The 22,517-nt window shown below is 71.0% G+C and carries 20 protein-coding genes; 12 read left to right on the top strand and 8 right to left on the bottom strand.

Annotated elements, in window-relative coordinates; all coding sequences use genetic code 11:
* The first annotated feature begins 53 nt into the window (after positions 1-53).
* The 4 genes from B100_RS0125650 (at position 54) to B100_RS0125635 (ending at position 5,276) form a co-directional block, all read left to right on the top strand.
* Positions 54-1,673, top strand: coding sequence for a glycoside hydrolase family 13 protein (locus B100_RS0125650; protein ID WP_024887278.1), 1,620 nt, complete (start codon positions 54-56; stop codon positions 1,671-1,673).
* Between the two features lie 68 nt (positions 1,674-1,741).
* A complete protein-coding gene (locus B100_RS0125645; protein ID WP_024887277.1) occupies positions 1,742-3,070 on the top strand; it encodes an ABC transporter substrate-binding protein in 1,329 nt (442 codons plus the stop codon).
* A 5-nt stretch (positions 3,071-3,075) separates the two neighbouring features.
* Positions 3,076-4,440 (top strand): ABC transporter permease, encoded by a 1,365-nt coding sequence (locus B100_RS0125640; protein ID WP_024887276.1) that lies wholly within the window; start codon positions 3,076-3,078, stop codon positions 4,438-4,440.
* The gene (locus B100_RS0125635; protein ID WP_024887275.1) at positions 4,437-5,276 is read left to right on the top strand and encodes a carbohydrate ABC transporter permease; all 840 of its coding nucleotides are present in this window, start codon (positions 4,437-4,439) and stop codon (positions 5,274-5,276) included. Before B100_RS0125640 ends, B100_RS0125635 begins: the two co-directional genes overlap by 4 nt.
* A gap of 162 nt (positions 5,277-5,438) precedes the next feature.
* On the opposite strand, the gene pgl is transcribed toward B100_RS0125635, so the two are convergent.
* From pgl to tkt, 5 genes are read right to left on the bottom strand one after another with little or no spacing between them, the layout of a single operon-like run.
* Positions 5,439-6,224, bottom strand: coding sequence for a 6-phosphogluconolactonase (pgl, locus tag B100_RS0125630; RefSeq protein WP_024887274.1), 786 nt, complete (start codon positions 6,222-6,224; stop codon positions 5,439-5,441).
* Complete coding sequence (opcA, locus tag B100_RS0125625; RefSeq protein ID WP_024887273.1) at positions 6,221-7,273, bottom strand: glucose-6-phosphate dehydrogenase assembly protein OpcA; 1,053 nt, start codon at positions 7,271-7,273, stop codon at positions 6,221-6,223. Before opcA ends, pgl begins: the two co-directional genes overlap by 4 nt.
* A complete protein-coding gene (gene zwf / locus B100_RS0125620) occupies positions 7,270-8,793 on the bottom strand; it encodes a glucose-6-phosphate dehydrogenase (RefSeq protein ID WP_024887272.1) in 1,524 nt (507 codons plus the stop codon). Before zwf ends, opcA begins: the two co-directional genes overlap by 4 nt.
* 4 nt (positions 8,794-8,797) lie before the next feature.
* Positions 8,798-9,916, bottom strand: a complete 1,119-nt coding sequence (tal, locus tag B100_RS0125615) for a transaldolase (RefSeq protein ID WP_024887271.1) — start codon at positions 9,914-9,916, stop codon at positions 8,798-8,800.
* Between the two features lie 34 nt (positions 9,917-9,950).
* On the bottom strand, positions 9,951-12,038 hold the full coding sequence (gene tkt, locus B100_RS0125610) for a transketolase (RefSeq protein WP_024887270.1): 2,088 nt from the start codon (positions 12,036-12,038) through the stop codon (positions 9,951-9,953).
* 364 nt (positions 12,039-12,402) lie between these two features.
* Between tkt and B100_RS0125605 the strand changes: the two genes are divergently transcribed.
* The 4 genes from B100_RS0125605 to B100_RS0125590 all read left to right on the top strand — a co-directional run bounded on the left by B100_RS0125605 (position 12,403) and on the right by B100_RS0125590 (position 15,782).
* Complete coding sequence (locus tag B100_RS0125605; protein WP_024887269.1) at positions 12,403-13,356, top strand: heme o synthase; 954 nt, start codon at positions 12,403-12,405, stop codon at positions 13,354-13,356.
* A gap of 92 nt (positions 13,357-13,448) precedes the next feature.
* A complete protein-coding gene (locus tag B100_RS0125600; RefSeq protein WP_024887268.1) occupies positions 13,449-13,781 on the top strand; it encodes a hypothetical protein in 333 nt (110 codons plus the stop codon).
* Positions 13,782-13,865: 84 nt separating this feature from the next.
* On the top strand, positions 13,866-14,975 hold the full coding sequence (locus B100_RS0125595) for an amidohydrolase family protein (RefSeq protein WP_024887267.1): 1,110 nt from the start codon (positions 13,866-13,868) through the stop codon (positions 14,973-14,975).
* Positions 14,976-15,044: 69 nt separating this feature from the next.
* A complete protein-coding gene (locus B100_RS0125590; RefSeq protein WP_024887266.1) occupies positions 15,045-15,782 on the top strand; it encodes a nucleotidyltransferase domain-containing protein in 738 nt (245 codons plus the stop codon).
* Here B100_RS0125590 and B100_RS0125585 read toward each other — a convergent pair.
* Genes B100_RS0125585 through B100_RS0125575 form a run of 3 tightly spaced genes read right to left on the bottom strand, consistent with a single transcriptional unit; the run spans position 15,740 to position 18,517 of the window.
* Positions 15,740-16,771 (bottom strand): COX15/CtaA family protein, encoded by a 1,032-nt coding sequence (locus B100_RS0125585; protein ID WP_199785286.1) that lies wholly within the window; start codon positions 16,769-16,771, stop codon positions 15,740-15,742. The genes B100_RS0125590 and B100_RS0125585 overlap by 43 nt on opposite strands.
* 55 nt (positions 16,772-16,826) lie before the next feature.
* On the bottom strand, positions 16,827-17,597 hold the full coding sequence (locus B100_RS0125580) for an ABC transporter permease (RefSeq protein ID WP_024887264.1): 771 nt from the start codon (positions 17,595-17,597) through the stop codon (positions 16,827-16,829).
* On the bottom strand, positions 17,594-18,517 hold the full coding sequence (locus tag B100_RS0125575; protein ID WP_078541181.1) for an ABC transporter ATP-binding protein: 924 nt from the start codon (positions 18,515-18,517) through the stop codon (positions 17,594-17,596). The genes B100_RS0125580 and B100_RS0125575 overlap by 4 nt, the downstream gene beginning before the upstream one ends.
* Positions 18,518-18,806: 289 nt before the next feature.
* On the opposite strand from B100_RS0125575, the gene B100_RS0125570 reads away from it, so the two are divergent.
* The 4 genes from B100_RS0125570 to B100_RS0125555 all read left to right on the top strand — a co-directional run bounded on the left by B100_RS0125570 (position 18,807) and on the right by B100_RS0125555 (position 22,516).
* A complete protein-coding gene (locus B100_RS0125570; protein WP_024887262.1) occupies positions 18,807-19,520 on the top strand; it encodes a helix-turn-helix transcriptional regulator in 714 nt (237 codons plus the stop codon).
* Positions 19,517-20,938, top strand: a complete 1,422-nt coding sequence (gene sufB / locus B100_RS0125565) for a Fe-S cluster assembly protein SufB (protein ID WP_024887261.1) — start codon at positions 19,517-19,519, stop codon at positions 20,936-20,938. The genes B100_RS0125570 and sufB overlap by 4 nt, the downstream gene beginning before the upstream one ends.
* Before the next feature lie 79 nt (positions 20,939-21,017).
* Positions 21,018-22,202 carry a Fe-S cluster assembly protein SufD gene (sufD, locus tag B100_RS0125560; protein ID WP_024887260.1) on the top strand — a complete coding sequence of 395 codons (1,185 nt, stop codon included), beginning with the start codon at positions 21,018-21,020 and terminating at the stop codon, positions 22,200-22,202.
* Complete coding sequence (locus B100_RS0125555; RefSeq protein ID WP_024887259.1) at positions 22,199-22,516, top strand: non-heme iron oxygenase ferredoxin subunit; 318 nt, start codon at positions 22,199-22,201, stop codon at positions 22,514-22,516. The genes sufD and B100_RS0125555 overlap by 4 nt, the downstream gene beginning before the upstream one ends.
* The last annotated feature ends 1 nt before the right edge of the window (position 22,517 follow it).

The following is a 22,517-nucleotide window of genomic DNA, read 5'->3' as shown; positions in this document are numbered from 1 at the left end:
CCTAACATGCATGCATAACAGGCAGCAGCTCTCCTCACAGACAGGTCGACGGGGTGAACAGGCACCACTGGTGGCGTGACGCGGTGATCTATCAGGTGTACGTCCGCAGCTTCCTGGACAGCACCGGTGACGGCATCGGCGATCTCGCGGGGGTCAGGGCGGGACTGCCGTACCTGAGGAAGCTCGGCGTGGACGGGATCTGGCTCAGCCCCTTCTACCCCTCGCCGCAGCACGACCACGGCTACGACGTGGCCGACTACCGCGACGTCGACCCGGTCTTCGGCGACCTCGCCGAGTTCGACCGGCTGGTGGCCGCCGCCCACCGCCTCGGCATCCGGGTCCTGCTGGACATCGTCCCCAACCACTGCTCCAGCGAGCACCCGTGGTTCCGCGAGGCCCTCGCCGCCGCGCCGGGCAGCCCCGAGCGCGCCCGCTTCCACTTCGCCGACGGCCGCGGCCCCGACGGCGGGGAGCCGCCCAACAACTGGCACGCCATGTTCGGCGGCCCCGCCTGGACCCGCGTCACCGAGTCCGACGGCCGCCCCGGCCAGTGGTACCTGCACATGTTCACGCCCGAACAGCCGGACTGGAACTGGCGCGAGCCCGCCGTCGCCGCCGAGTTCGACCACACCCTGCGCTTCTGGCTGGACCGGGGCGTCGACGGCTTCCGTATCGACGTCGCCGCCGGCCTGTTCAAGCACCCGGACCTGCCCGACTCCCCGGACCCGGAGGCCGACGCCCGCACCCGCGACTCGGTCAACCCGCTCGCCTGGAACCAGCCCGAGGTGCACGACGTGTGGCGGCACTGGCGCGCGGTGTGCGAGGAGTACACCGCCCGCGACGGCCGCGAACGTCTCCTGGTCGGCGAGGTGTCCGTGCCCTCCGCCCGCGAGCACGCCAAGTACGTCCGCCCGGACGAGCTCCACCAGGCCTTCTTCTTCGACCTGCTCGGCGCGCCCTGGGACGCCGACGCCTTCCGCAAGGTCGTCTCCGAGGCGATGCAGGACATCGCCGGGACCGGGTCCACCGTCACCTGGGTCCTCAACAACCACGACCAGGTGCGCACCGTCACCCGCTACGGGGAGCCCGCCGAGGGCAGCGGACTCGGCGCCGCCCGCGCCCGTGCCGCCGCGCTGCTGATGCTGGCGCTGCCCGGCGCCGCCTACATCTACCAGGGCGAGGAGCTGGGGCTGCCGGAGGTCGTCGACCTGCCCGACGACGTGCTCACCGACCCGATCTTCCGCCGCACCGGCAGCCGTGCCCGCATACGGGACGGCTGCCGGGTGCCGCTGCCCTGGTCCGGCCAGGCCTCGCCGTTCGGCTTCACCTCCGGCACCGAGAGCGCCAAGCCGTGGCTGCCGCAGCCCGAGTACTTCGCCGAGTACGCCACCCACCGCGCCCTCGCCGACACCCGCTCCTCCTGGCACCTGTACCGGGACGGCCTGCAACTGCGCGCCGCCCTGCACCAGTTGGGCGAGGGCTCGCTGCGCTGGCTGGAGACCCAGCCCGGCGTCCTCGCCTTCACCCGCGGCGACGACCTCGTCTGCGCCGTCAACTTCGGCACCGCCCCCGTACCCGCTCCGGTCCCCGGCACCCCGCTGCTCGCCAGCGGCCCCTGCCCGCCCGGAGAACTGCCCGGCTCCACCGCCGCCTGGTGGATCGACGGCTCCTGAGAAGCACGCCCGGCCACCACGGCCCGGTCACCTCCCGTTTCGCGAAATTCCCCGAAGGGACATCGATGATGATGCGACGACGTACCACCCTGCTCGCCGGATGCACCGCCCTCGTCCTCGCGCTCGGCGCGACCGCCTGCGGAAGCGGCGACCCCGTCACCGCCGGCGGCGGCGACAAGTCGCTCGACGGCCAGACCGTCACCGTGGCCGGCGTCTGGTCCGGAAGCGAGCAGAAGAACTTCCAGAAGGTGCTGGACGCCTTCACCGAGAAGACCGGCGCCAAGACCCAGTTCGTCTCCACCGGCGACAACGTCTCCACCGTCGTCGGCAGCAAGATCGAAGGCGGCAACGCCCCCGACGTCGTGATGGTCCCGCAGGTCGGCGTGCTCAAGCAGTTCGCCGGGCAGGGCTGGCTGAAGCCGCTGGACAAGAAGGTGCAGTCCGCGGTCGGCGCCAACTTCGCCGAGGTGTGGCAGAACTACGGCACGGTCGACAGCACCCTGTACGGGCTGTACTTCAAGGCCGCCCACAAGTCGACCGTGTGGTACAGCCCCGACGCGCTCGAACAGGCCGGCGTCGCGGAGCCCAAGACCTACGACGAGATGCTGAAGAACGGCCGGACGATCTCCGACTCCGGACTCGCCGCCTTCTCCGTCGCCGGCCAGGACGGCTGGACCCTGACCGACTGGTTCGAGAACGTCTACCTCTCCCAGGCAGGACCCGAGAAGTACGACGCCCTCGCCGCGCACGAGATCAAGTGGACCGACCCGACCGTGGTCGACGCGCTCACCACCCTCGGCAAGCTGTTCAAGGACAAGCAGCTCGTCGCGGGCGGCCAGAAGGCGGCCCTCAACACCGACTTCCCCGGCTCGGTGGAGAAGGTCTTCGGCCCGAAGGCCGAGGCCGCCATGGTCTACGAGGGCGACTTCGTCGCCGGCGTCGCCAAGGACCAGTTCGGCAGGACCATCGGCACCGACGCGAACTTCTTCCCGTTCCCGCCGGTCGGCGCCGGCGAGGCACCCGTGGTCAGCGGCGGCGACGCGGCCGTCGTCCTCAAGGACGGCAAGAACAGTGACGCCGGCATGGCCCTCGTCGAGTACCTGGCGAGCCCCGAAGCCGCTGCCGTGTGGGCCGAGGCGGGCGGCTTCCTCTCCCCGAACAAGAAGCTGGACCTGTCCTCCTACGGCGACGACGTCACCCGCGCCACCGCCGAGTCCCTGATCGCCGCCGGCGACTCCGTCCGCTTCGACATGTCCGACCAGGCCCCCGCCGCCTTCGGCGGCACCAAGGGCGCCGGCGAGTGGAAGATCCTCCAGGACTTCCTGCGCGACCCGTCCGACCCGGCGAAGACCGCGGCCGAGCTGGAGAAGGCCGCCGCCAAGGCCTACGGGAACTGACGGCCATGACCGCCACACTCCTGAAAGAGGCGACCCCGCCGGCCCCCGCGCGCCCCGACGGCGCGCGCGGGCGGCGCCTGCGCCGGCGAGGGCGGATCGTCGCCCTGCTGTTCGCACTCCCCGCGCTGCTGCTGCTGGGCGCGCTGGTGGTCTACCCGGTGCTGTTCTCCGTCGGCCGCAGCTTCTTCGACGCCTCCGGCACCGAGTTCGTGGGCGGCGAGAACTACGCCGAGATGTTCCGCGACCCGACCACCCTCAAGGCCGTCCGCAACACCGCGATCTGGGTCGTCGTGGCCCCGACCCTGCTCACCGGACTCGGCCTGATCCTGGCCGTCCTGGTGGAGAAGGTGCGCTGGGCCACCGCCTTCAAACTGCTGCTGTTCATGCCGATGGCGGTCTCCTTCCTCGCCGCCGGCATCATCTTCCGCCTCGCCTACGACGAGGACCCCGACAAGGGTGTCCTCAACGCGGCCGTCGTCTCCGTCCACGACGCCTTCACGGGCAGCTCCTCCTACCCGACCGCCCGCGCCCGCGACGACCAGGGACTCACCAAGGAACCGGACGGCTCCTACGTCACCGCGTCGGACGTCTCACCCGGCGGCACGGCGGCGCTCGGTCTGGTCGGCGTCGCCCCCAAGGACCTCCCCGGCGAGGCCGGACCCGCGTCGAAGGCGGCGTCGGACACGGCCGCAGCGGACGAGGTGCGCGGCGTGGTGTACCTCGACTTCACGCCCGGCGGTGGAGGGCGGCAGGGAGAGGTCGACCCGGACGAGAGCGGACTGCCCGGGGTGACCGTCGAGGCGGTGCGCGACGGGAAGAAGGTCGCGAGCACCACCACCGCGGCCGACGGCTCCTTCCGCTTCACCGGACTCGACGACGGCTCGTACGCGCTGAAGCTGCCCTCGGCCAACTTCGCGCCGCCCTACGACGGCATCTCCTGGCTCGGCCCGGCACTGGTCACCCCGGCGATCATCGGGGCCTACCTGTGGATCTGGACCGGGTTCGCGATGGTACTGATCGGGGCCGGCCTCGCCACCCTGCCCCGGGACGCGCTGGAGGCGGCGCGGATGGACGGGGCCAACGAGTGGCAGATCTTCCGGCGGATCACCGTCCCGCTGCTCGCACCGGTGCTGACCGTCGTCTTCGTGACACTGGTGATCAACGTGATGAAGGTCTTCGACCTCGTCTACATCATCGCGCCCGGCCCGGTGCAGGAGGACGCGACCGTGCTGGCGACGCAGATGTGGCTGGTGTCCTTCGGCGGCGGCAACAACCAGGGACTGGGCAGCGCGCTCGGCGTCCTGCTGCTGCTCCTGGTGGTCCCGGCCATGGTGTTCAACGTCCGCCGCTTCAAGAGGAGTCAGCGATGAACGCGATCCGTCGCGGCCTGAGCAGCGCGGTGGTGCAGGCCTTCCTGGTGGTGATCGGGCTGGTGTGGATCACCCCGCTGGCCGGACTGTTCCTGTCCTCGCTGCGGTCGGCGGAGGACACCGCGAAGGGAGGCTGGTGGACCGTCCTCACCAGCCCCGGGCAGCTGTCCTTCGACAACTACTCGGCGCTGCTGGAGAACTCCGGCATGACCCAGGCGTTCTGGAACACCGTGCTGATCTCGGTGCCGACCACCGCGCTCGTCGTGGTCGTCGCCGCGCTCGCCGGGTACGCCTTCGCCTGGCTGGAGTTCCCGGGCCGGGACGCGGTGTTCCTGGTCGTGGTGGCGCTGCTGGTGGTCCCCGTGCAGATCGGACTGCTGCCGGTCGCCAAACTCTTCGGCCAGCTGGGCCTGTTCGGGACCATCCCCGGCGTGGTGCTGTTCCACGTGGCGTACGGGCTGCCGTTCGCGGTGTTCCTGCTGCGGAACTACTTCGCCGAGATGCCGAAGGAGATGCTGGAGGCCGCCCGGATGGACGGCGGAAGCGAGTGGCGGATCTTCACCCGGCTGGTGCTGCCGGTGGGGCGGCCGGCCATCGCCAGCCTCGCCATCTTCCAGTTCCTGTGGGTGTGGAACGACATGCTGGTGGCGTTGCTGTTCGCGGACAGTTCGTCGCAGCCGCTGACGGTGGAACTGCAGTCGCAGATTCGGCAGTTCGGCAGCAATGTGGATGTGCTGGCGCCGGGGGCGTTCCTGTCGCTGGTGGTGCCGGTGGTCGTGTTCTTCGCGTTCCAGCGGCACTTCGTGCAGGGGGTCATGGCGGGGTCCGTGAAGTAAGGGGTGGGGCGGGGAGGGTTGTTCGCCCCCTCCGCCCCTTCCCTTCCCGTCCCTGGGGCTGCGCCCCTGGCCCCCCTACGGCCCTTCGGGCCTTGTCCTCAAACGCCGGACGGGCTGGGTGTTCGCCGTGCGGGCCGGGCGTTCGCCGGACGGGCTGGAACGTCAGGCCGTCGCCGGAGGGTACAGCGACCTCGGGAGTTGCGACGCCGCTGCCGAGTCCAGGAGCCACAGGGTGCGGGAGCGGCCGTGCGCTCCCGCAGCCGGGGCCTGGATCTCGCCGGCGCCGGAGAGAGCGATGGCCGCCGCCTCCGCCTTGTCCTCGCCCGCCGCCAGGAGCCACACCTCACGGGCCGCGCGGATCGCCGGCAGGGTGAGCGTCACCCGCGTCGGCGGGGGCTTGGGGGCACCGTGGACGCCGACCACCGTGCGCTCCGTCTCGCGGACCGCGGGCAGTTCGGGGAACAGGGACGCCACGTGCGTGTCCGGGCCCACGCCCAGCATCAGCACGTCGAAGGCCGGCACCGGGCCGTGGTCCTCCGGGCCCGCCGCCGCGGCCAGTTCGGCCGCGTAGGTGTCGGCCGCCGCCTCCACGTCCGAGCCGTGCGGACCGTCCGACGCGGGCATGGCGTGCACGCGCTTCGGGTCCAGCGGCACCGCGTCCAGCAACGCCTCACGGGCCTGCGTGACGTTGCGGTCCGGGTCGCCCTCGGGCAGGAACCGCTCGTCGCCCCACCACAGGTCCAGGCGCGACCAGTCGATCGCGTCCCGGGCCGGGGCGGCGGCCAGCGCGGCCAGCAGGCCGTTGCCGTTACGCCCGCCGGTCAGCACCACCGACGCCTCGCCCCGGGAGGACTGCGCGTCCACGATCCGGGTGATCAGCCGGGCCGCCGCGGCCTGCGCCATCAGCTCCTTGTCCCGGTGCACGACCAGCTGGGGTGCCGTACTCACTTGACCGCCGCCCTCTTCACCGGTGCCTCCGCGGTCGCCTCGGCCGCGGGACCTTTCGCAACCGACTCGACGGGAGCCGGGACGGCCTGCCGTTCTCCTTTGGCCGGCGCGTCACCGCCGTTCGCCTGCTTCAGCCGCTCCACCCCGTAGCGCAGGGCGGACGCGTAGGTGTCGTCCGGATCCAGCCGGCGCAGCTCCTCCGCGATCAGCTCCGCGGTCTCCCGGCGCTTGAGCGCCACCGCCCGCTTGGGCTGGCCCTGGATGGCCAGCGTCGCCAGCGAACCGTCGGCGCGGTCCAGCACGATCGGGCCGCAGTCGGTGTCCATGCGGACCGCCGTGAGACCCGGCCCGGCCGAACGGGTGCGCCTGACGGGGACGTCCAGCCGGTCCGCGAGCCACATCGCCAGCAGCTCGCAGCTCGGGTTGAACTCCTCGCCCTCCACCTCGACGCCCTGCACCTCGCAGGCGACCTGGTCCAGCGCGGCGGCCAGCATCGAACGCCACGGCGTGATGCGGGTCCACGACAGGTCCGTGTCGCCCGGGGTGTAGGCGTCGGCGCGGGCGGCGAGCTCCTTCACCGGCTGCTCGCAGGCGTAGGTGTCGGTCACCCGGCGCTGGGCCAGCGCGCCCAGCGGGTCGTTCGCCGGGTCCAGCGGCGCGTTGACCGGCCACCACACCACCACCGGGGCGTCGGGGAGCAGCAGCGGCAGCACCACCGACTGGGCGTGGTCGACGACCTCGCCGTGCAGCCGGAGCACCACCGTCTCGCCGGTGCCGGCGTCCGCGCCGACCCGCACCTCGGCGTCCAGCCGCGACTGCGTCCGGTCGCGCGGGGAGCGGGAGACGCGCTTGATGACGACCAGGGTGCGCGAGGGGTGCTCGCGCGAGGCGTCGCCGGCCGCCTTCAGCGCGTCGTAGGCGTTCTCCTCGTCCGTCACGATGACCAGCGTCAGCACCATGCCGACGGCCGGCGTGCCGATGGCCCGCCGCGCCTTCACCAGCGCCTTGTTGATCTTGCTGGCCGTGGTGTCCGTGAGGTCTGTCTTCATGGCCGGCGCCAGCTCCGTCCGTCTCGCTCGAGCATTTCGTCCGCCTCGACGGGTCCCCAGGTGCCGGCCGGGTACTGCGCCGGCGTGCCGTTGGTGTCCCAGTACTCCTCGATCGGGTCGAGGATCTTCCAGGACAGCTCGACCTCCTCCGTGCGCGGGAAGAGGTTGGAGTCGCCGAGCAGGACGTCGAGGATCAGCCGTTCGTACGCCTCCGGGCTGGACTCGGTGAAGGACTCGCCGTACGCGAAGTCCATCGACACGTCCCGGATCTCCATCGACGTGCCGGGCACCTTGGAGCCGAACCGCACCGTGACGCCCTCGTCCGGCTGGACGCGGATGACGATGGCGTTCTGGCCGAGCTCCTCGGTGGCCGTGGTGTCGAAGGGGGAGTGCGGCGCCCGCTGGAAGACGACCGCGATCTCGGTGACCCGGCGGCCGAGGCGCTTGCCGGTGCGCAGGTAGAAGGGGACGCCCGCCCAGCGGCGGTTGTCGATGCCCACCTTGATCGCGGCGAAGGTGTCGGTCTTGGAGGACCGGTCGATGCCCTCCTCCTCCAGATACCCGATGACCTTCGCACCGCCCTGCCAGCCGGCCGCGTACTGGCCGCGCACGGTGTCGCGGCCCAGGTCCTTCGGCAGCCGAACGGCGCCGAGCACCTTGGTCTTCTCCGCGGCCAGCGCGTCCGCGTCGAAGGAGGCGGGCTCCTCCATGGCGGTCAGCGCCAGCAGCTGGAGCAGGTGGTTCTGGATGACGTCGCGGGCGGCGCCGATGCCGTCGTAGTAGCCGGCCCGGCCGCCGATGCCGATGTCCTCGGCCATGGTGATCTGCACATGGTCCACGAAGGACCGGTTCCAGATCGGCTCGAACATGGTGTTGGCGAAGCGCAGCGCCAGGATGTTCTGGACGGTCTCCTTGCCCAGGTAGTGGTCGATCCGGAACACCTGGTCCGGGGCGAACACCTCGTGGACGATCGCGTTCAGCTCCTCGGCCGACTTCAGGTCGTGTCCGAACGGCTTCTCGATGACCGCGCGCCGCCAGGAACCGTCCGTCTGGTCGGCCAGCCCGTGCTTCTTCAGCTGCTGGATGACCACCGGGAAGGACCGTGGCGGCACCGACAGGTAGAAGGCGAAGTTGCCGCCCGTGCCCTGCGCCTTGTCCAGTTCCTCGATCGTGCCCCGCAGCCGCTCGAAGGACTCGTCGTCGTCGAAGGTGCCCTGCACGAAGCGCATGCCCTGGATGAGCTGCTGCCAGACCTCCTCACGGAAGGGGGTCCGGGCGTGTTCCTTGACCGCGTCGTGGACCTCCTGCGCGAAGTCCTCGTTCGCCCACTCGCGGCGGGCGAAGCCCACCAGCGAGAAGCCCGGCGGCAGCAGCCCCCGGTTGGCGAGGTCGTACACGGCCGGCATCAGCTTCTTGCGCGACAGGTCACCCGTGACGCCGAAGATGACCAGGCCCGACGGCCCCGCGATACGCGGGAGCCGTCGGTCCGCGGGGTCACGCAGCGGATTGCTGCTCGACAAGATCTCAGCCCTCCGAGGGGGCGAGGCGCTGGAGCTCCGCCTCGGTCGACTTCAGCAGGTCGTTCCAGGCACCCTCGAACTTGTCGACGCCCTCGTCCTCCAGAAGCCGCACCACCTCGTCGTACGAGATGCCGAGCGCCTCGACCGCGTCGAGGTCGGCGCGCGCCTGCTCGTACGTGCCCGCGACGGCGTCGCCCCGGATCTCGCCCTTCTCCTCGGTGGCGAACAGCGTCGCCTCCGGCATGGTGTTCACCGTGTTCGGCGCCACCAGCTCGTCGACGTACATGGTGGCCTTGTAGGCCTTGTCCTTCACACCGGTCGAGGCCCACAGCGGACGCTGCTTGTTGGCGCCCTCGCGCTCCAGCGCGGCCCAGCGGTCGGTGGAGAAGACCTCCTCGTACGCCTGGTAGGCCAGACGCGCGTTGGCGATGGCGGCCTTGCCGCGCAGCGCCTTGGCCTCGTCGGTGCCGAGCGCGTCGATCCGCTTGTCGATCTCGGTGTCCACGCGGGACACGAAGAAGGACGCCACGGAGTGGATCTTCGACAGGTCCAGGCCCTTGGCCTTGGCCTGCTCCAGGCCGGTCAGGAAGGCGTCCATGACCTTGCGGTAGCGCTCCAGGGAGAAGATCAGCGTGACGTTGACGCTGATGCCCAGCCCGATGGTCTCGGCGATCGCCGGGATACCGGCCTCGGTCGCCGGGATCTTGATGAGCGTGTTGGGCCGGTCCACCAGCCACGCCAGCTGCTTGGCCTCGGCGACCGTCGCCTTGGTGTTGTGCGCCAGGCGGGGGTCCACCTCGATCGAGACCCGGCCGTCGCGGCCGTCCGTGGCGTCGAAGACCGGGCGCAGGATGTCGGCGGCGTCGCGGACGTCCGCCGTGGTGATCATCCGGATGGCCTCCTCCACCGACACCTTGCGGAAGGCGAGGTCGGAGAGCTGCTGGTCGTAGCCGTCGCCCTCGGAGATCGCCTTCTGGAAGATCGACGGGTTGGTGGTGACGCCCACGACGTGCTGCTGGTCGATCAGCTCGGCGAGGTTGCCGGAGGTGATCCGCTTGCGCGACAGGTCGTCCAGCCAGATCGCGACGCCTTCGTCGGAAAGGCGCTTCAGTGCGTCTGTCATGGAAATTCCATCTCCTACGTGTCGTATATGAGCGTCAGCGCCGGGCGGCGGCGATCGATTCCCGCGCGACGGCGGCCACGTTCTCGGCGGTGAAGCCGTACTCCTGGAACAGCACCTTGCCGTCGGCGGAGGCACCGAAGTGCTCCAGCGAGACGATGCGGCCGGCGTCGCCCACGAACCTGTGCCAGGTGAGGCCGATCCCCGCCTCGACGGCCACGCGCGCCTTCACGGACGGCGGCAGGACGCTGTCCCGGTACCCCTGGTCCTGCTCCTCGAACCACTCCACGGACGGCATGGACACCACGCGCGTCGGTACGCCGTCGGCCTGCAGCCGCTCCCGCGCCTCGACGGCGACGTGCACCTCGGAACCGGTGGCGATCAGGACGACCTCGGGCTCGCCGCCCTCGGCCTCGAACAGCACGTAGCCGCCGCGGGCCGCGTCCTCGTTGGGCTCGTACGTCGGCACGCCCTGGCGGGTCAGCGCCAGACCGTGCGGGGCGCCCTTGCCGAACTCCTTGGTCCAGCGCCTGAGGATCTCGCGCCAGGCGGTCGCGGTCTCGTTCGCGTCGGCGGGGCGGACCACGTTCAGGCCGGGGATGGCGCGCAGCGCGGCCAGGTGCTCGACCGGCTGGTGGGTCGGGCCGTCCTCGCCGAGACCGATGGAGTCGTGCGTCCACACGTAGGTCACCGGCAGGTGCATCAGCGCCGACAGCCGCACCGCGTTGCGCATGTAGTCCGAGAACACCAGGAAGGTGCCGGCGTAGATGCGGGTGTTGCCGTGCAGCGCGATGCCGTTCATCTCCGCGGCCATGGCGTGCTCGCGGATGCCGAAGTGGATCGTGCGGCCGTACGGGTCGGCCTCCGGCAGCGGGTTGTCCGCCGGGAGGAACGACGACGTCTTGTCGATCGTGGTGTTGTTGGAGCCGGCGAGGTCGGCCGAGCCGCCCCACAGCTCCGGGATCACCGCGCCGAGCGCCTGGAGCACCTTGCCGGAGGCGGCGCGGGTGGCGACACCCTTGCCCGGCTCGAACACCGGCAGCGCGTCCTGCCAGCCCTTGGGGAGCTCACCGGCGGCGATGCGGTCGTACTCGGCGGCACGCTCGGGGTTGTTGTCCCGCCACTGCTGGAAGGACTTCTCCCACACCGCGCGGGCGGCCTGGCCGCGCTCCAGCGCCTTGCGGGTGTGCCCGATGACCTCGTCGGAGACCTCGAAGGACTTCTCCGGGTCGAAGCCGAGGACCCGCTTGGTGGCCGACACCTCGTCGTCGCCGAGCGCCGAGCCGTGCGCGGCCTCGGTGTTCTGTGCGTTCGGGGCGGGCCAGGCGATGATCGAGCGCATCGCGATGAAGGACGGACGGTCGGTGACCTTCTTGGCCTCCTGGATCGCGTCGTAGATCGCGTTCGGGTCCAGGTCGCCGTCCGGCTTGGGCGCCACGCGCTGCACGTGCCAGCCGTAGGCCTCGTACCGCTTGACCGTGTCCTCCGAGACGGCCGTCTCGGTGTCGCCCTCGATCGAGATGTGGTTGTCGTCCCACAGCAGGACCAGGTTGCCCAGCTTCTGGTGGCCGGCCAGCGAGGACGCCTCCGCGGAGATGCCCTCCTGGAGGCAGCCGTCACCGGCGATGCAGTAGACGAAGTGGTCGAAGGGGGACTCGCCCGCGGGCGCCTCCGGGTCGAACAGACCTCGCTCGTAGCGGGCGGCCATCGCCATGCCCACCGCGTTGGCGACACCCTGGCCGAGCGGACCGGTCGTGGTCTCCACGCCCGTGGTGTGGCCGTACTCCGGGTGACCCGGGGTCTTGGAGCCCCAGGTGCGGAAGGACTTCAGGTCGTCCAGCTCCAGGCCGAAGCCGGCCAGGTACAGCTGGGTGTAGAGGGTCAGGGACGAGTGGCCCGCGGACAGCACGAAGCGGTCGCGGCCGACCCAGTCGGCGTCCGCCGGGTCGTGCCGCATCACCTTCTGGAAGAGGGTGTACGCGGCTGGTGCCAGGCTCATCGCCGTACCCGGATGGCCGTTGCCGACCTTCTGTACGGCATCGGCGGCCAGGACGCGGGCGGTGTCGACGGCCCGCTGGTCCAACTCGGTCCACTCGAGGTCTGTGGTGGTCGGCTTTGTGCTCACCCTGGGTCAGGGCTCCTCTCCACATGTCGGATGCCGGTGACTACCCACCGACGAGGTCGAGCCTACCCCCGTAGGACGTGCCTTTTTCCGGGTCGTTCCAGAGTGCGGGCACTCCCTGGGATCCGCCTCCTGACAGGGAAGTTTCCGCATTCGGCAGATGAATACGGAGCCGCTCATCCGCGTGCTCAATCGAGCTCGCGAACGCACCTCGGAGAGCGCCTCGGGGGGCACCTCGGAGGGCATTCGCCAACACGACCGGACCCCCGCGAATGCCCGGGTCTGGGCAACGTCTAGAGTGGCGTGGTACGCGCGAGCCTTTACCGCCACTTCACATGGGGAGGCTCGCTGGGATGTCTCTGTAGGGGTGTGCGTGACGGCCGTTGAATCCCGCCCGGCGGGGGTCCTGGGGACGAGTCAGAGCCCTGCGCATCGGCCGTTCGGGGCCCGTGTGATGGCTTTCGTGGCTCTCACCAAGCCGCGGATCATCGAACTGCTGCTCATCACCACCGTCCCGGTGATGTTCCTGGCGCAGCAGGGCGTGCCCGACCTGACGCTCGTGCTGCTGACCTGTGTCGGCGGCTACCTGTCGGCGGGCGGCGCCAACGCGCTCAACATGTACATCGACCGCGACATCGACGCGCTGATGGACCGCACCTCGCAGCGGCCGCTGGTGACCGGCATGGTCAGCCCCCGTGAGGCGCTGGTCTTCGGCATCACCCTGGCGGTCGCCTCGACGCTGATGTTCGGCCTCACCGTCAACTGGCTGTCCGCCTGGCTCTCCCTCGGCGCGCTCCTCTTCTACGTGGTCGTCTACACGATGATCCTCAAGCGGCGAACGTCGCAGAACATCGTGTGGGGCGGCATCGCCGGCTGCATGCCGGTGCTGATCGGCTGGTCCGCGGTCACCAACTCGATGTCCTGGGCCCCGGTCGTCCTCTTCCTCGTCATCTTCTTCTGGACGCCGCCGCACTACTGGCCGCTGTCCATGAAGGTGAAGGAGGACTACGCGCGCGTGGGCGTGCCGATGCTGCCGGTCGTCGCCGGGAACAAGACGGTCGCCCGGCAGATCGTCCTCTACAGCTGGGTGATGGTCGGCGTGTCGCTGCTGCTCACCCCGATGGGCTACACCGGCTGGTTCTACACCGCGGTGGCCCTGGCGGCCGGCGGCTGGTGGCTGTGGGAGGCGCACGCGCTGCTGCACCGCGCCAAGGCCGAGGTGACGGGCGCCAAGCTCAAGGAGATGCGGCTGTTCCACTGGTCCATCACCTACGTCTCGCTGCTCTTCGTCGCCGTCGCGGTGGACCCGTTCCTGCGCTGAGACACCCCAACGCGCCGACGGGCGGGGCACGTGGCCAAGGCCACGGACCCCGCCCGTCGCCGTTTGACCTACTCGTCGGTAGCATCCTGGTCATGGCAGACACGCAGCAGGTGGACCCGAAGGACGGGCAGAAGGCGGCCCGGCTCGCCAAGCGGATCGGCGGCTTCGCCAAGGAGCACGGCGGTGCCGAGGGGCACGTGGAGTACCTCGGACAGCGCGGCGCCCGGATCGTCCTCGTCGGCGAGGACGGCGCCTGGGGTGACGTCTTCGCCCCCTCCATGGAGATCGCGCGGCAGGCCGTCGAGAAGGCCGGCATCACCGTGCACGAGGAGTTCGACGGCGAGTTCGCCGCCAAGGTGAAGACCGGCCCGTACGAGTGGAGCCGCATGGCGGGCATCCAGGTCGGCGGCCCCTCCAACGACTGACCGCCCCCAGGGCAACACCTCTTCACCGGTTCACCCGTTAGGACGTGTAGGCAGCGACAGCGTCCACACGGGGAGAGCCCGGAGATGATCGACCCGCCGTCCCTCGTGGACCAGTACTGCCACGGCGTACTGCGCACGGAGCTGGGCCTCGGCACGTTCGAGGCCCAGCTGGCCCGCACCGAGGGCCCGCCCGCGCCCGGCACCACCCTCTTCGACACGCAGACCGGGTTCGCCGTGCGCCGCTGGTGCCCGCCGCTGCTGGGCCTGGAGCCGCACTGCCCGCCCTCCCACTACCTCGCCCGGCGCCGGGAGCTGGGCAGTGTCGAGGCGGGCCGCCGGCTGCTGCGGGGCAGCGGCATCACCGCCTACCTCGTCGACACCGGCCTGCCCGACGACCTCACCGACCCCGCCGAGCTGGGCCGGGCCGGGGAGGCCGAGGCGCACGAGATCGTCCGCCTGGAGCAGCTCGCCGAACAGGTCGCCGACACCTCCGGCACCGTCGAGTCCTTCCTGGCCAACCTCGCCGAGTCCGTCCACGCCGCCGCCGCGCACGCGGTCGCCTTCACCTCCGTCGCCGGACTGCGCCACGGGCTGGCGCTCGCCCCCGAACCGCCGGACGCGGGGGAGGTGCGCGGCGCCGCCGGACGCTGGCTGGCCGCGCGCGGCGCCGGGGGCCGGCTGAGCGACCCGGTGCTGCTGCGTCATCTGCTGTGGATCGCGGTGGCCTCCGGTCTGCCCCTCCAGCTGCACGCCGGACTCGGCGCCCCGGGCGCGCGCGTCGACCGCACCGACCCGGTGCTGCTGACCGACTTCGTGCGGGCCACCGCGGGGCTCGGCACCGACCTCGTGCTGCTGCACGGCTACCCGTACCACCGGCACGCCGCCCACCTCGCCGGGGTCTTCCCACACGTCTACACCGACTGCGGTGCCGCCCTGGTGCGCACCGGCGCCCGCGCCGCGACCGTCCTCGCGGAGGTGCTGGAGCTCGCCCCCTTCGGCAAGATCCTCTTCTCCAGCGGCGCCCGCGGCCTGCCCGAGCTGCACGTGGTCGGCGCCCACCTGTTCCGCGAGGCCCTCGGGCGGGTCCTCGGCACCTGGGTGGCCGAGGGCGCCTGGTCCCTGTCCGACGCCCGGCGCGTCGCCGCGATGATCGCCTCGGGCAACGCGAACCGGGTGTACGGACTGACTGACTGACGGGGGCGGTGTACGGCGGACCGGCCGGAAGAGGCCCGCTGGGGGAGTACCGGGGTGGAGACTGGGCGGATGCAGCAGACCGACGCCCTGCTCGACCGCTTCCTCACCGGGCTCGCGCCCCTGTCCCCGGTCGCCGTGTGGGCGCACGGCTCACTGGCCGGGGGCGACTACGTGGAGGGCCGCAGCGACCTCGACCTGATCGCGGTCCTGCCCGCGCCGCCAGGCCCGCGCACGGTGTGGCGGCTCGCCGTCCTCCACGCCCGGCTGCGTGCCGAACCGCTCGCGGCCGGGCTCCACTGCACGTATCTGACCGCCGGCACCGCGGCGGGCGTGGAGCGCCGCCACCTCACCTGGGCGCACGAACAGCTGTTCCGGCGCACCGTCACCCCCGTCACCCGGACGGAGCTGCACACCTTCGGCCGGGTGCTGCACGGGGCACCGCCCGCGGACGTAGTGCCTCCGGTGCCGGACGGCGAACTCGCCGCGTACGTGCTGCGCGACCAGCGTGACTACTGGCGGTCGCACGTGGACCGGGCCGACCTGTGGACCCGGGACATCTGGGTCGACCTGGGCATGGTGACCTTCGCGCGCGTCACCGTCACCGTCCGGGAGGGACGCCTGATCTCCAAACGGGAGGCACTGGAGGTGCTGCCGGCGCTGGGCGCGCCCGAGGAGGTCGTCGCGGACATCCGGGCGCGCCGCTACGGCGGGACGGTGGCCACCGACGAGAAGTGGATCCGGCGGCGCGCCGAACTGGTCCGGGGCTACCTGGGACCGGCGATCGACGGGCTGGTGGCCGGTTCCTGAGCCGGCACGGGCGTGGCCGCCGGGGCCGCCGCCTCCCTGGGGCGCTCGCGCAGCGACAGCAGGACGCGCAGCACCCAGATCCACATCACGCAGGAGCCGAACATGTGCAGGCCCACCAGGACCTCGGGCAGGTCTGTGAAGTACTGCACGTAGCCGATGAGGCCCTGCGCGAGCAGGACGAGGAACAGCTCGCGGGTGCGGGCCAGCGGGCCCCTGGGGGCGTCCACCGCCTTGAGCACGAACCACAGGGCGAACGTCAGCGTCACCACGATCCACGCCAGCACGGCGTGCAGCTTGGTGACCGTCTCCCAGTCCAGCGGCATCCGCGGGACCTCGCTGGAGTCGCCCGCGTGCGGGCCGGCGCCGGTGACCACCGTGCCGGCCGCGATCAGCAGCGCGGACGCGGCCACCAGGAACCACACGAGCTGCTGCACGGCCTTGCCGACCAGCGGCCGGGGCTCCGCGTCGCCCTCGCGGGTGCGCTGCCACATCACCGTGGCGACGGCGATCAGCGCCGAGGACAGCAGGAAGTGCGCCGCCACCGTGTACGGGTTCAGGCCGACCAGCACCACGATGCCGCCGAGGATCGCGTTGCCCATCACGATCCAGAACTGCGTCCAGCCCAGCAGGGTGAGGCCGCGCCGGTACGGCTTCTGCGAGCGCGCGGCGATGATCGCCCAGCCGACGGCGGCGCAGAGCACGTAGGTCAGCAGGCGGTTGCCGAACTCGATGACGCCGTGCAGGCCCATCTCGCTGGTCGTGGTGAGCGAGTCGTCGGTGCACTTGGGCCAGGTCGGGCAGCCCAGTCCGGAGCCGGTCAGGCGCACCGCGCCGCCGGTGACCACGATGACCACCGACATGACGAGCGCGGTGAGGGCCGCGCGGCGGACGGTCCGGGGATCCGGGGTCCAGCGGGCGGCGATGAAGGCGAGCGGGTTGCGCAGGGCCGCCTGGGCGTCGGCGCGGGTCACGTTTGGCACGCGTCCCATCGTAGGCCGCCGCTTGTGCACGCTTTCACGAGGGTCGGTTCCGGGCATCCCGCACCTACTCCCAGCGGAAGAACGCGCCGGCCGCCGCGAGTCCCGCGACCGCCCAGGCGGTGAGGACGCCGAGGTCGGCCCAGGGCATCCCGGCGCCGTGCTGGAGCACGTCCCGCAGCCCTTCCGACAGCGCGGCGATGGGCAGCAGGCCGAGCACGCCCTGAGCCGCGTCGGGGAACTTGTCCAGCGGCACGACCACCCCGCCGCCGACGAGCAGCAGCAGGAAGACCAGGTTGGCGGCGGCGAGCGTCGCCTCCGCCTTGAGCGTGCCCGCCATCAGCAGCCCGAGCCCGGAGAAGGCCGCCGTGCCGAGGACCAGCAGCGCGACCACCGCGAGGGCGCTGCCCTGCGGGTCCCAGCCGAGCAGCAGCGCGATCACCGTCACCAGGACCACCTGGAGCACCTCGGTGACCAGCACCGACAGCGTCTTGGCGGTCATCAGGCCCCAACGCGGCAGCGGCGACGCCGCGAGCCGCTTCAGCACGCCGTAGCGGCGCTCGAAGCCGGTGGCGATGGCCTGCCCGGTGAACGCCGTCGACATGACGGCGAGCGCCAGGATGCCGGGCGCGAGGAAGTCGACCGCCGCGCCGTCACCGGTGTCCACCACGTCCACGGTGCTGAACAGCACCAGCAGCAGGGTGGGGATGATCACGGTGAGCAGCAGCTGCTCGCCGTTGCGCAGCAGCATCTTCGTCTCGAGCACCGCCTGGGCGGCGATCATGCGGGCCAGCGGCGCCGCGCCCGGCTGCGGTGAGTAGGTCCCGGTGGCCGTCACGAACGCAGCTCCTTGCCGGTCAGCTCAAGAAAGACGTCTTCGAGGGTGTGGCGCTCCACCGAGATCCGGTCCGGCAGCACGCCGTGCTGCGCGCACCAGGAGGTCACCGTGGCGAGCAGTTGCGGGTCGACCTTGCCGGTGACCCGGTAGGAGCCCGCGGTCACCTCGGCGGCCGAGGCGTCGGACGGCAGTGCCTTGAGCAGGGAGGCCACGTCCAGCCCGGGCCGCCCGGAGAAGCGCAGGGTGTTCTCGGCGCCGCCCCGGCACAGCTCCTCGGGGGAGCCCTGGGCGACGACCCGGCCGGCGTCGATGATCGCCACGTCGTCGGCGAGCTGCTCGGCCTCGTCCATGTAGTGCGTGGTCAGGACGACGGAGACCCCGTCGGTGCGCAGGTCGCGGACCAGGTCCCAGGTGGCGTGGCGGGCCTGCGGGTCGAGGCCGGCGGTCGGCTCGTCCAGGAACACCAGTTCCGGGCGGCCCACCACGGCCATCGCCAGCGCGAGCCGCTGCTGCTGCCCGCCGGACAGCCGCCGGTACGTGGTCCGGCCGCAGGAGCCGAGGCCCAGCCGCTCGATCAGCGCGTCCACGTCCAGCGGGCGGGCGTGCAGTTTGGCCACGTGCCGCAGCATCTCCTCCGCCCGGGCCCCCGCGTACACGCCGCCGGACTGGAGCATCACGCCGATGCGGGGACGCAGCGCCGCCGCCTGGCGGACCGGGTCGAGGCCCAGGACGCGCACCGTGCCGGAGTCCGGCCTCCGGTACCCCTCGCAGGTCTCGACCGTGGTCGTCTTGCCGGCGCCGTTGGGGCCGAGCACGGCGGTCACGCCCTGCCGGGCCACCAGGTCGAGGCCGTCCACCGCGGTCTTCGTGCCGTACCGCTTCACCAGGGCCTGCACCTGGACCACGGGCTCACTTCGCATGGGTCACGAGTCTAGGGAGATGCCGGGGGGCTCCGACCGGCGGGTGCGGGAAGTCGCCCGGACGGGAAAGGCGCCCTTGCGCGGACCCCCGCCGTGTGGTCCGCGACGGACAACCGGGCCGGTCGGAGGGGGTGCGGGAGTGTCCGCAGGGTGCCCGGGGGCGTCCCCGGTTTGATCGATCAAAGATCGTTTGCGCAGGTCGAATTAGGTTCACCTAAGTGATGCAGCGCACTGGGGGTGGTCCGGGCGCGGCTTGCCGGGCTCCGGTGAATTACGCAACAATGGCGTTGTGAAAAACGTTGGCGAGGCGTCCCACGAGGATCTGGCAACCGGCGAGCGGTCCACCCGCAACCGCGTCGCCCGGTCCATCCTGGACCACGGCCCGTCGACCGTCGCAGAACTGGCCGAGCGGCTGAAGCTCACCCAGGCGGCCGTACGCCGGCATCTGGACGCGCTGGCCGCGGACAACGTGGTGGAGGCCCGTGACCGCCGCGTCTACGGCGCCCGCTCGCGGGGGCGCCCGGCCAAGGTGTTCGCCCTGACCGACTGCGGCCGGGATGCCTTCGACCAGTCCTACGACAAGCTGGCTGTTGACGCGCTGCGCTGGATCGCGGAGCGGGAGGGCGGCAGCGAGGCGATCGCCGCGTTCGCCCGCGCCCGCATCGCCGGTCAGGCCGGCGCGTACCGCAAGGCGGTCGAGGGTGTGCCGCCCGAGAAGCGGACGGAGGCGCTGGCCAAGGCGCTCAGTGCGGACGGGTACGCTGCCACCGCGCGCAGCGCACCGGTCGGCGAGCAGCTCTGCCAGCACCACTGCCCGGTCGCCCACGTCGCCGAACAGTTCCCACAGCTCTGCGAGGCCGAGGCGGAATTTTTCGCCGAGCTTCTCGGTACGCACGTACAGCGACTGGCGACGATCGCGCACGGCGACGGCGTCTGCACGACGTTCATCCCCAAGATTTCCCACAACGCATCTGCAAGCACGTCCGGGAGGAACCCCGCATGACTCTCCCCACGGAGACTGCCCACCCCGAGCTGGAGGGTCTGGGCAACTACGAATACGGCTGGGCCGACCGTGACGAGGCCGGTGCGTCGGCGCGACGCGGCCTGAACGAGGAAGTCGTCCGGGACATCTCCGGGAAGAAGGACGAGCCGGAGTGGATGACCAAGCTCCGTCTCAAGGGCCTGCGCCTGTTCGAGAAGAAGCCCATGCCGAACTGGGGCTCCGACCTCTCCGGCATCGACTTCGACAACATCAAGTACTTCGTGCGCTCCACGGAGAAGCAGGCGGAGTCGTGGGAGGACCTCCCCGAGGACATCAAGAACACCTACGACAAGCTGGGCATCCCCGAGGCCGAGAAGAATCGCCTCGTCGCCGGTGTCGCCGCCCAGTACGAGTCGGAGGTCGTCTACCACCAGATCCGCGAGGACCTGGAGGAGCAGGGCGTCATCTTCCTCGACACCGACACCGCCCTGAAGGAGCACCCGGAGCTCTTCAAGGAGTACTTCGGCACGGTCATCCCGGTCGGCGACAACAAGTTCGCGTCGCTGAACTCCGCGGTGTGGTCCGGCGGCTCCTTCATCTACGTCCCGCCGGGCGTGCACGTGGAGATCCCGCTCCAGGCCTACTTCCGCATCAACACCGAGAACATGGGCCAGTTCGAGCGGACCCTGATCATCGTCGACGAGGGTGCCTACGTGCACTACGTCGAGGGCTGCACCGCGCCGATCTACAAGTCGGACTCGCTGCACTCCGCGGTCGTCGAGATCATCGTCAAGAAGAACGCCCGCTGCCGTTACACGACCATCCAGAACTGGTCGAACAACGTCTACAACCTGGTCACCAAGCGTGCCGTGGCCTACGAGGGCGCGACCATGGAGTGGGTCGACGGCAACATCGGCTCCAAGGTCACCATGAAGTACCCGGCCGTCTACCTGATGGGCGAGCACGCCAAGGGCGAGACCCTGTCCATCGCCTTCGCGGGCGAGGGCCAGCACCAGGACGCCGGCGCCAAGATGGTCCACATGGCCCCGAACACCTCGTCGAACATCGTCTCCAAGTCGGTGGCGCGCGGTGGCGGCCGTACCTCCTACCGCGGTCTGATCGAGATCGGCGAGGGCGCCCCCGGCGCCAAGTCCAACGTGCTGTGCGACGCGCTGCTCGTGGACACCATCTCCCGCTCGGACACCTACCCCTACGTGGACGTCCGCGAGGACGACGTGTCCATGGGCCACGAGGCGACCGTCTCCAAGGTCTCCGAGGACCAGCTCTTCTACCTGATGAGCCGCGGTCTGAGCGAGTTCGAGGCGATGGCGATGATCGTGCGCGGCTTCGTCGAGCCGATCGCCAAGGAACTGCCGATGGAGTACGCGCTCGAGCTCAACCGGCTGATCGAGCTCCAGATGGAAGGCGCGGTCGGCTGACACCGGCCAGGGGCGGCCATCGGCCGCCCCGCCGTTCCGTCAAGCCCCTTACGTAAGGAAAGCGAGCACTACGACAGCCATGGCTGAGGCTCAGAACATCCCGGTCGGATCGACGACCGCCGGTTCGATCGCGGTCGCCGCCGAGTCGACCGTCGCCACGCGCATGAGCGCGCCCCCGTCCTTCGACGTGGCGGACTTCCCCGTCCCCCACGGCCGCGAGGAGGAGTGGCGGTTCACCCCGCTGGAGCGGCTGCGCGGCCTGCACGACGGCACCGCCACCGCCACCGACGAGGGCGTCAAGGTCGCCGTCGAGGCGCCCGAGGGCGTCACCGTCGAGACCGTCGGCCGCGACGACGCCCGGCTCGGCCGCACCGGCGCCCCGGCGGACCGCGTCGTCGCCCAGGCGTACTCGGCCTTCACCCGGGCCTCGGTCGTGACCGTGCCCAAGGAGACCGTCCTCACCGAGCCGATCCGCATCGCGGTGCACGGCGACGGCGGCACCGCCTACGGCCACCAGGTGATCGAGCTCGGCGCCTTCGCCGAGGCCCTCGTGGTCATCGACCACACCGGCGACGCGGTGCTCGCCGCCAACGTCGAGTACGTCCTCGGCGACGGCGCCAAGCTGACCGTGGTCTCGGTCCAGGACTGGGACGACAAGGCCGTGCACGTCGCCCAGCACAACGCGCTCGTCGGCCGCGACGCCTCCTTCAAGTCGGTCGTCGTCACCTTCGGCGGAGACGTCGTCCGCCTCCACCCGCGCGTCACCTACGCGGGCCCCGGCGGCGAGGCCGAGCTGTTCGGCCTGTACTTCACCGACGCCGGCCAGCACCAGGAGCACCGCCTCCTGGTCGACCACAACGTCCCGCACTGCAAGTCCAACGTCGTCTACAAGGGCGCGCTGCAGGGCGAGGAGGCGCACGCCGTGTGGATCGGCGACGTGCTCATCGAGGCCAAGGCCGAGGGCACCGACACCTACGAGATGAACCGCAACCTCGTTCTCACCGACGGCGCGCGGGTCGACTCCGTGCCGAACCTGGAGATCGAGACCGGCGAGATCGTCGGCGCCGGCCACGCCTCCGCGACCGGCCGCTTCGACGACGAGCAGCTCTTCTACCTGATGGCCCGCGGCATCCCCGAGAAGGACGCCCGCCGCCTGGTGGTCCGGGGCTTCTTCGCCGAGCTCGTCCAGCAGATCGGCGTCCCCGACATCGAGGAGCGCCTGATCGCCAAGATCGAGGAGGAGCTGGAGGCCGCGGTCGCATGACCTTCGTACGCGTCTGTGGACTGGGCGAGCTGGAGGAGGACACCCCCAAGCGGGTGGAACTCGACGGCACGCCGGTCTCCGTCGTGCGCACCGAGGGTGAGGTGTTCGCGATCAACGACATCTGCTCGCACGCGAACGTGTCCCTCTCGGAGGGCGAAGTCGACGACTGCCACATCGAGTGCTGGCTGCACGGCTCGCGCTTCGACCTCCGTTCCGGAAAGCCCGACGCCCTCCCGGCGACGCGCCCCGTCCCCGTTTACCCCGTAAAGATCGAAGGGGACGACGTGCTCGTCTCCCTCACCCAGGAGTCCTGAG

This window comes from Streptomyces sp. CNH189, assembly GCF_000527195.1.
This window is presented reverse-complemented; position numbering and strand designations above follow the sequence as displayed.

Excerpts from the sequence above, each read along its gene's own strand:
- B100_RS0125600 (WP_024887268.1), top strand. The coding sequence starts at position 13,449 with ATGGCAGACACGCAGCAGGTGGACCCGAAGGACGGGCAGAAGGCGGCC.
- B100_RS0125555 (WP_024887259.1), top strand. The coding sequence starts at position 22,199 with ATGACCTTCGTACGCGTCTGTGGACTGGGCGAGCTGGAGGAGGACACC.
- sufB (WP_024887261.1), top strand. The coding sequence starts at position 19,517 with ATGACTCTCCCCACGGAGACTGCCCACCCCGAGCTGGAGGGTCTGGGC.
- B100_RS0125590 (WP_024887266.1), top strand. The coding sequence starts at position 15,045 with ATGCAGCAGACCGACGCCCTGCTCGACCGCTTCCTCACCGGGCTCGCG.
- B100_RS0125645 (WP_024887277.1), top strand. The coding sequence starts at position 1,742 with ATGATGCGACGACGTACCACCCTGCTCGCCGGATGCACCGCCCTCGTC.
- B100_RS0125575 (WP_078541181.1), bottom strand. The coding sequence starts at position 18,517 with ATGCGAAGTGAGCCCGTGGTCCAGGTGCAGGCCCTGGTGAAGCGGTAC.
- B100_RS0125595 (WP_024887267.1), top strand. The coding sequence starts at position 13,866 with ATGATCGACCCGCCGTCCCTCGTGGACCAGTACTGCCACGGCGTACTG.
- B100_RS0125585 (WP_199785286.1), bottom strand. The coding sequence starts at position 16,771 with ATGGGACGCGTGCCAAACGTGACCCGCGCCGACGCCCAGGCGGCCCTG.
- opcA (WP_024887273.1), bottom strand. The coding sequence starts at position 7,273 with ATGAAGACAGACCTCACGGACACCACGGCCAGCAAGATCAACAAGGCG.
- B100_RS0125635 (WP_024887275.1), top strand. The coding sequence starts at position 4,437 with ATGAACGCGATCCGTCGCGGCCTGAGCAGCGCGGTGGTGCAGGCCTTC.
- sufD (WP_024887260.1), top strand. The coding sequence starts at position 21,018 with ATGGCTGAGGCTCAGAACATCCCGGTCGGATCGACGACCGCCGGTTCG.
- B100_RS0125640 (WP_024887276.1), top strand. The coding sequence starts at position 3,076 with ATGACCGCCACACTCCTGAAAGAGGCGACCCCGCCGGCCCCCGCGCGC.
- tal (WP_024887271.1), bottom strand. The coding sequence starts at position 9,916 with ATGACAGACGCACTGAAGCGCCTTTCCGACGAAGGCGTCGCGATCTGG.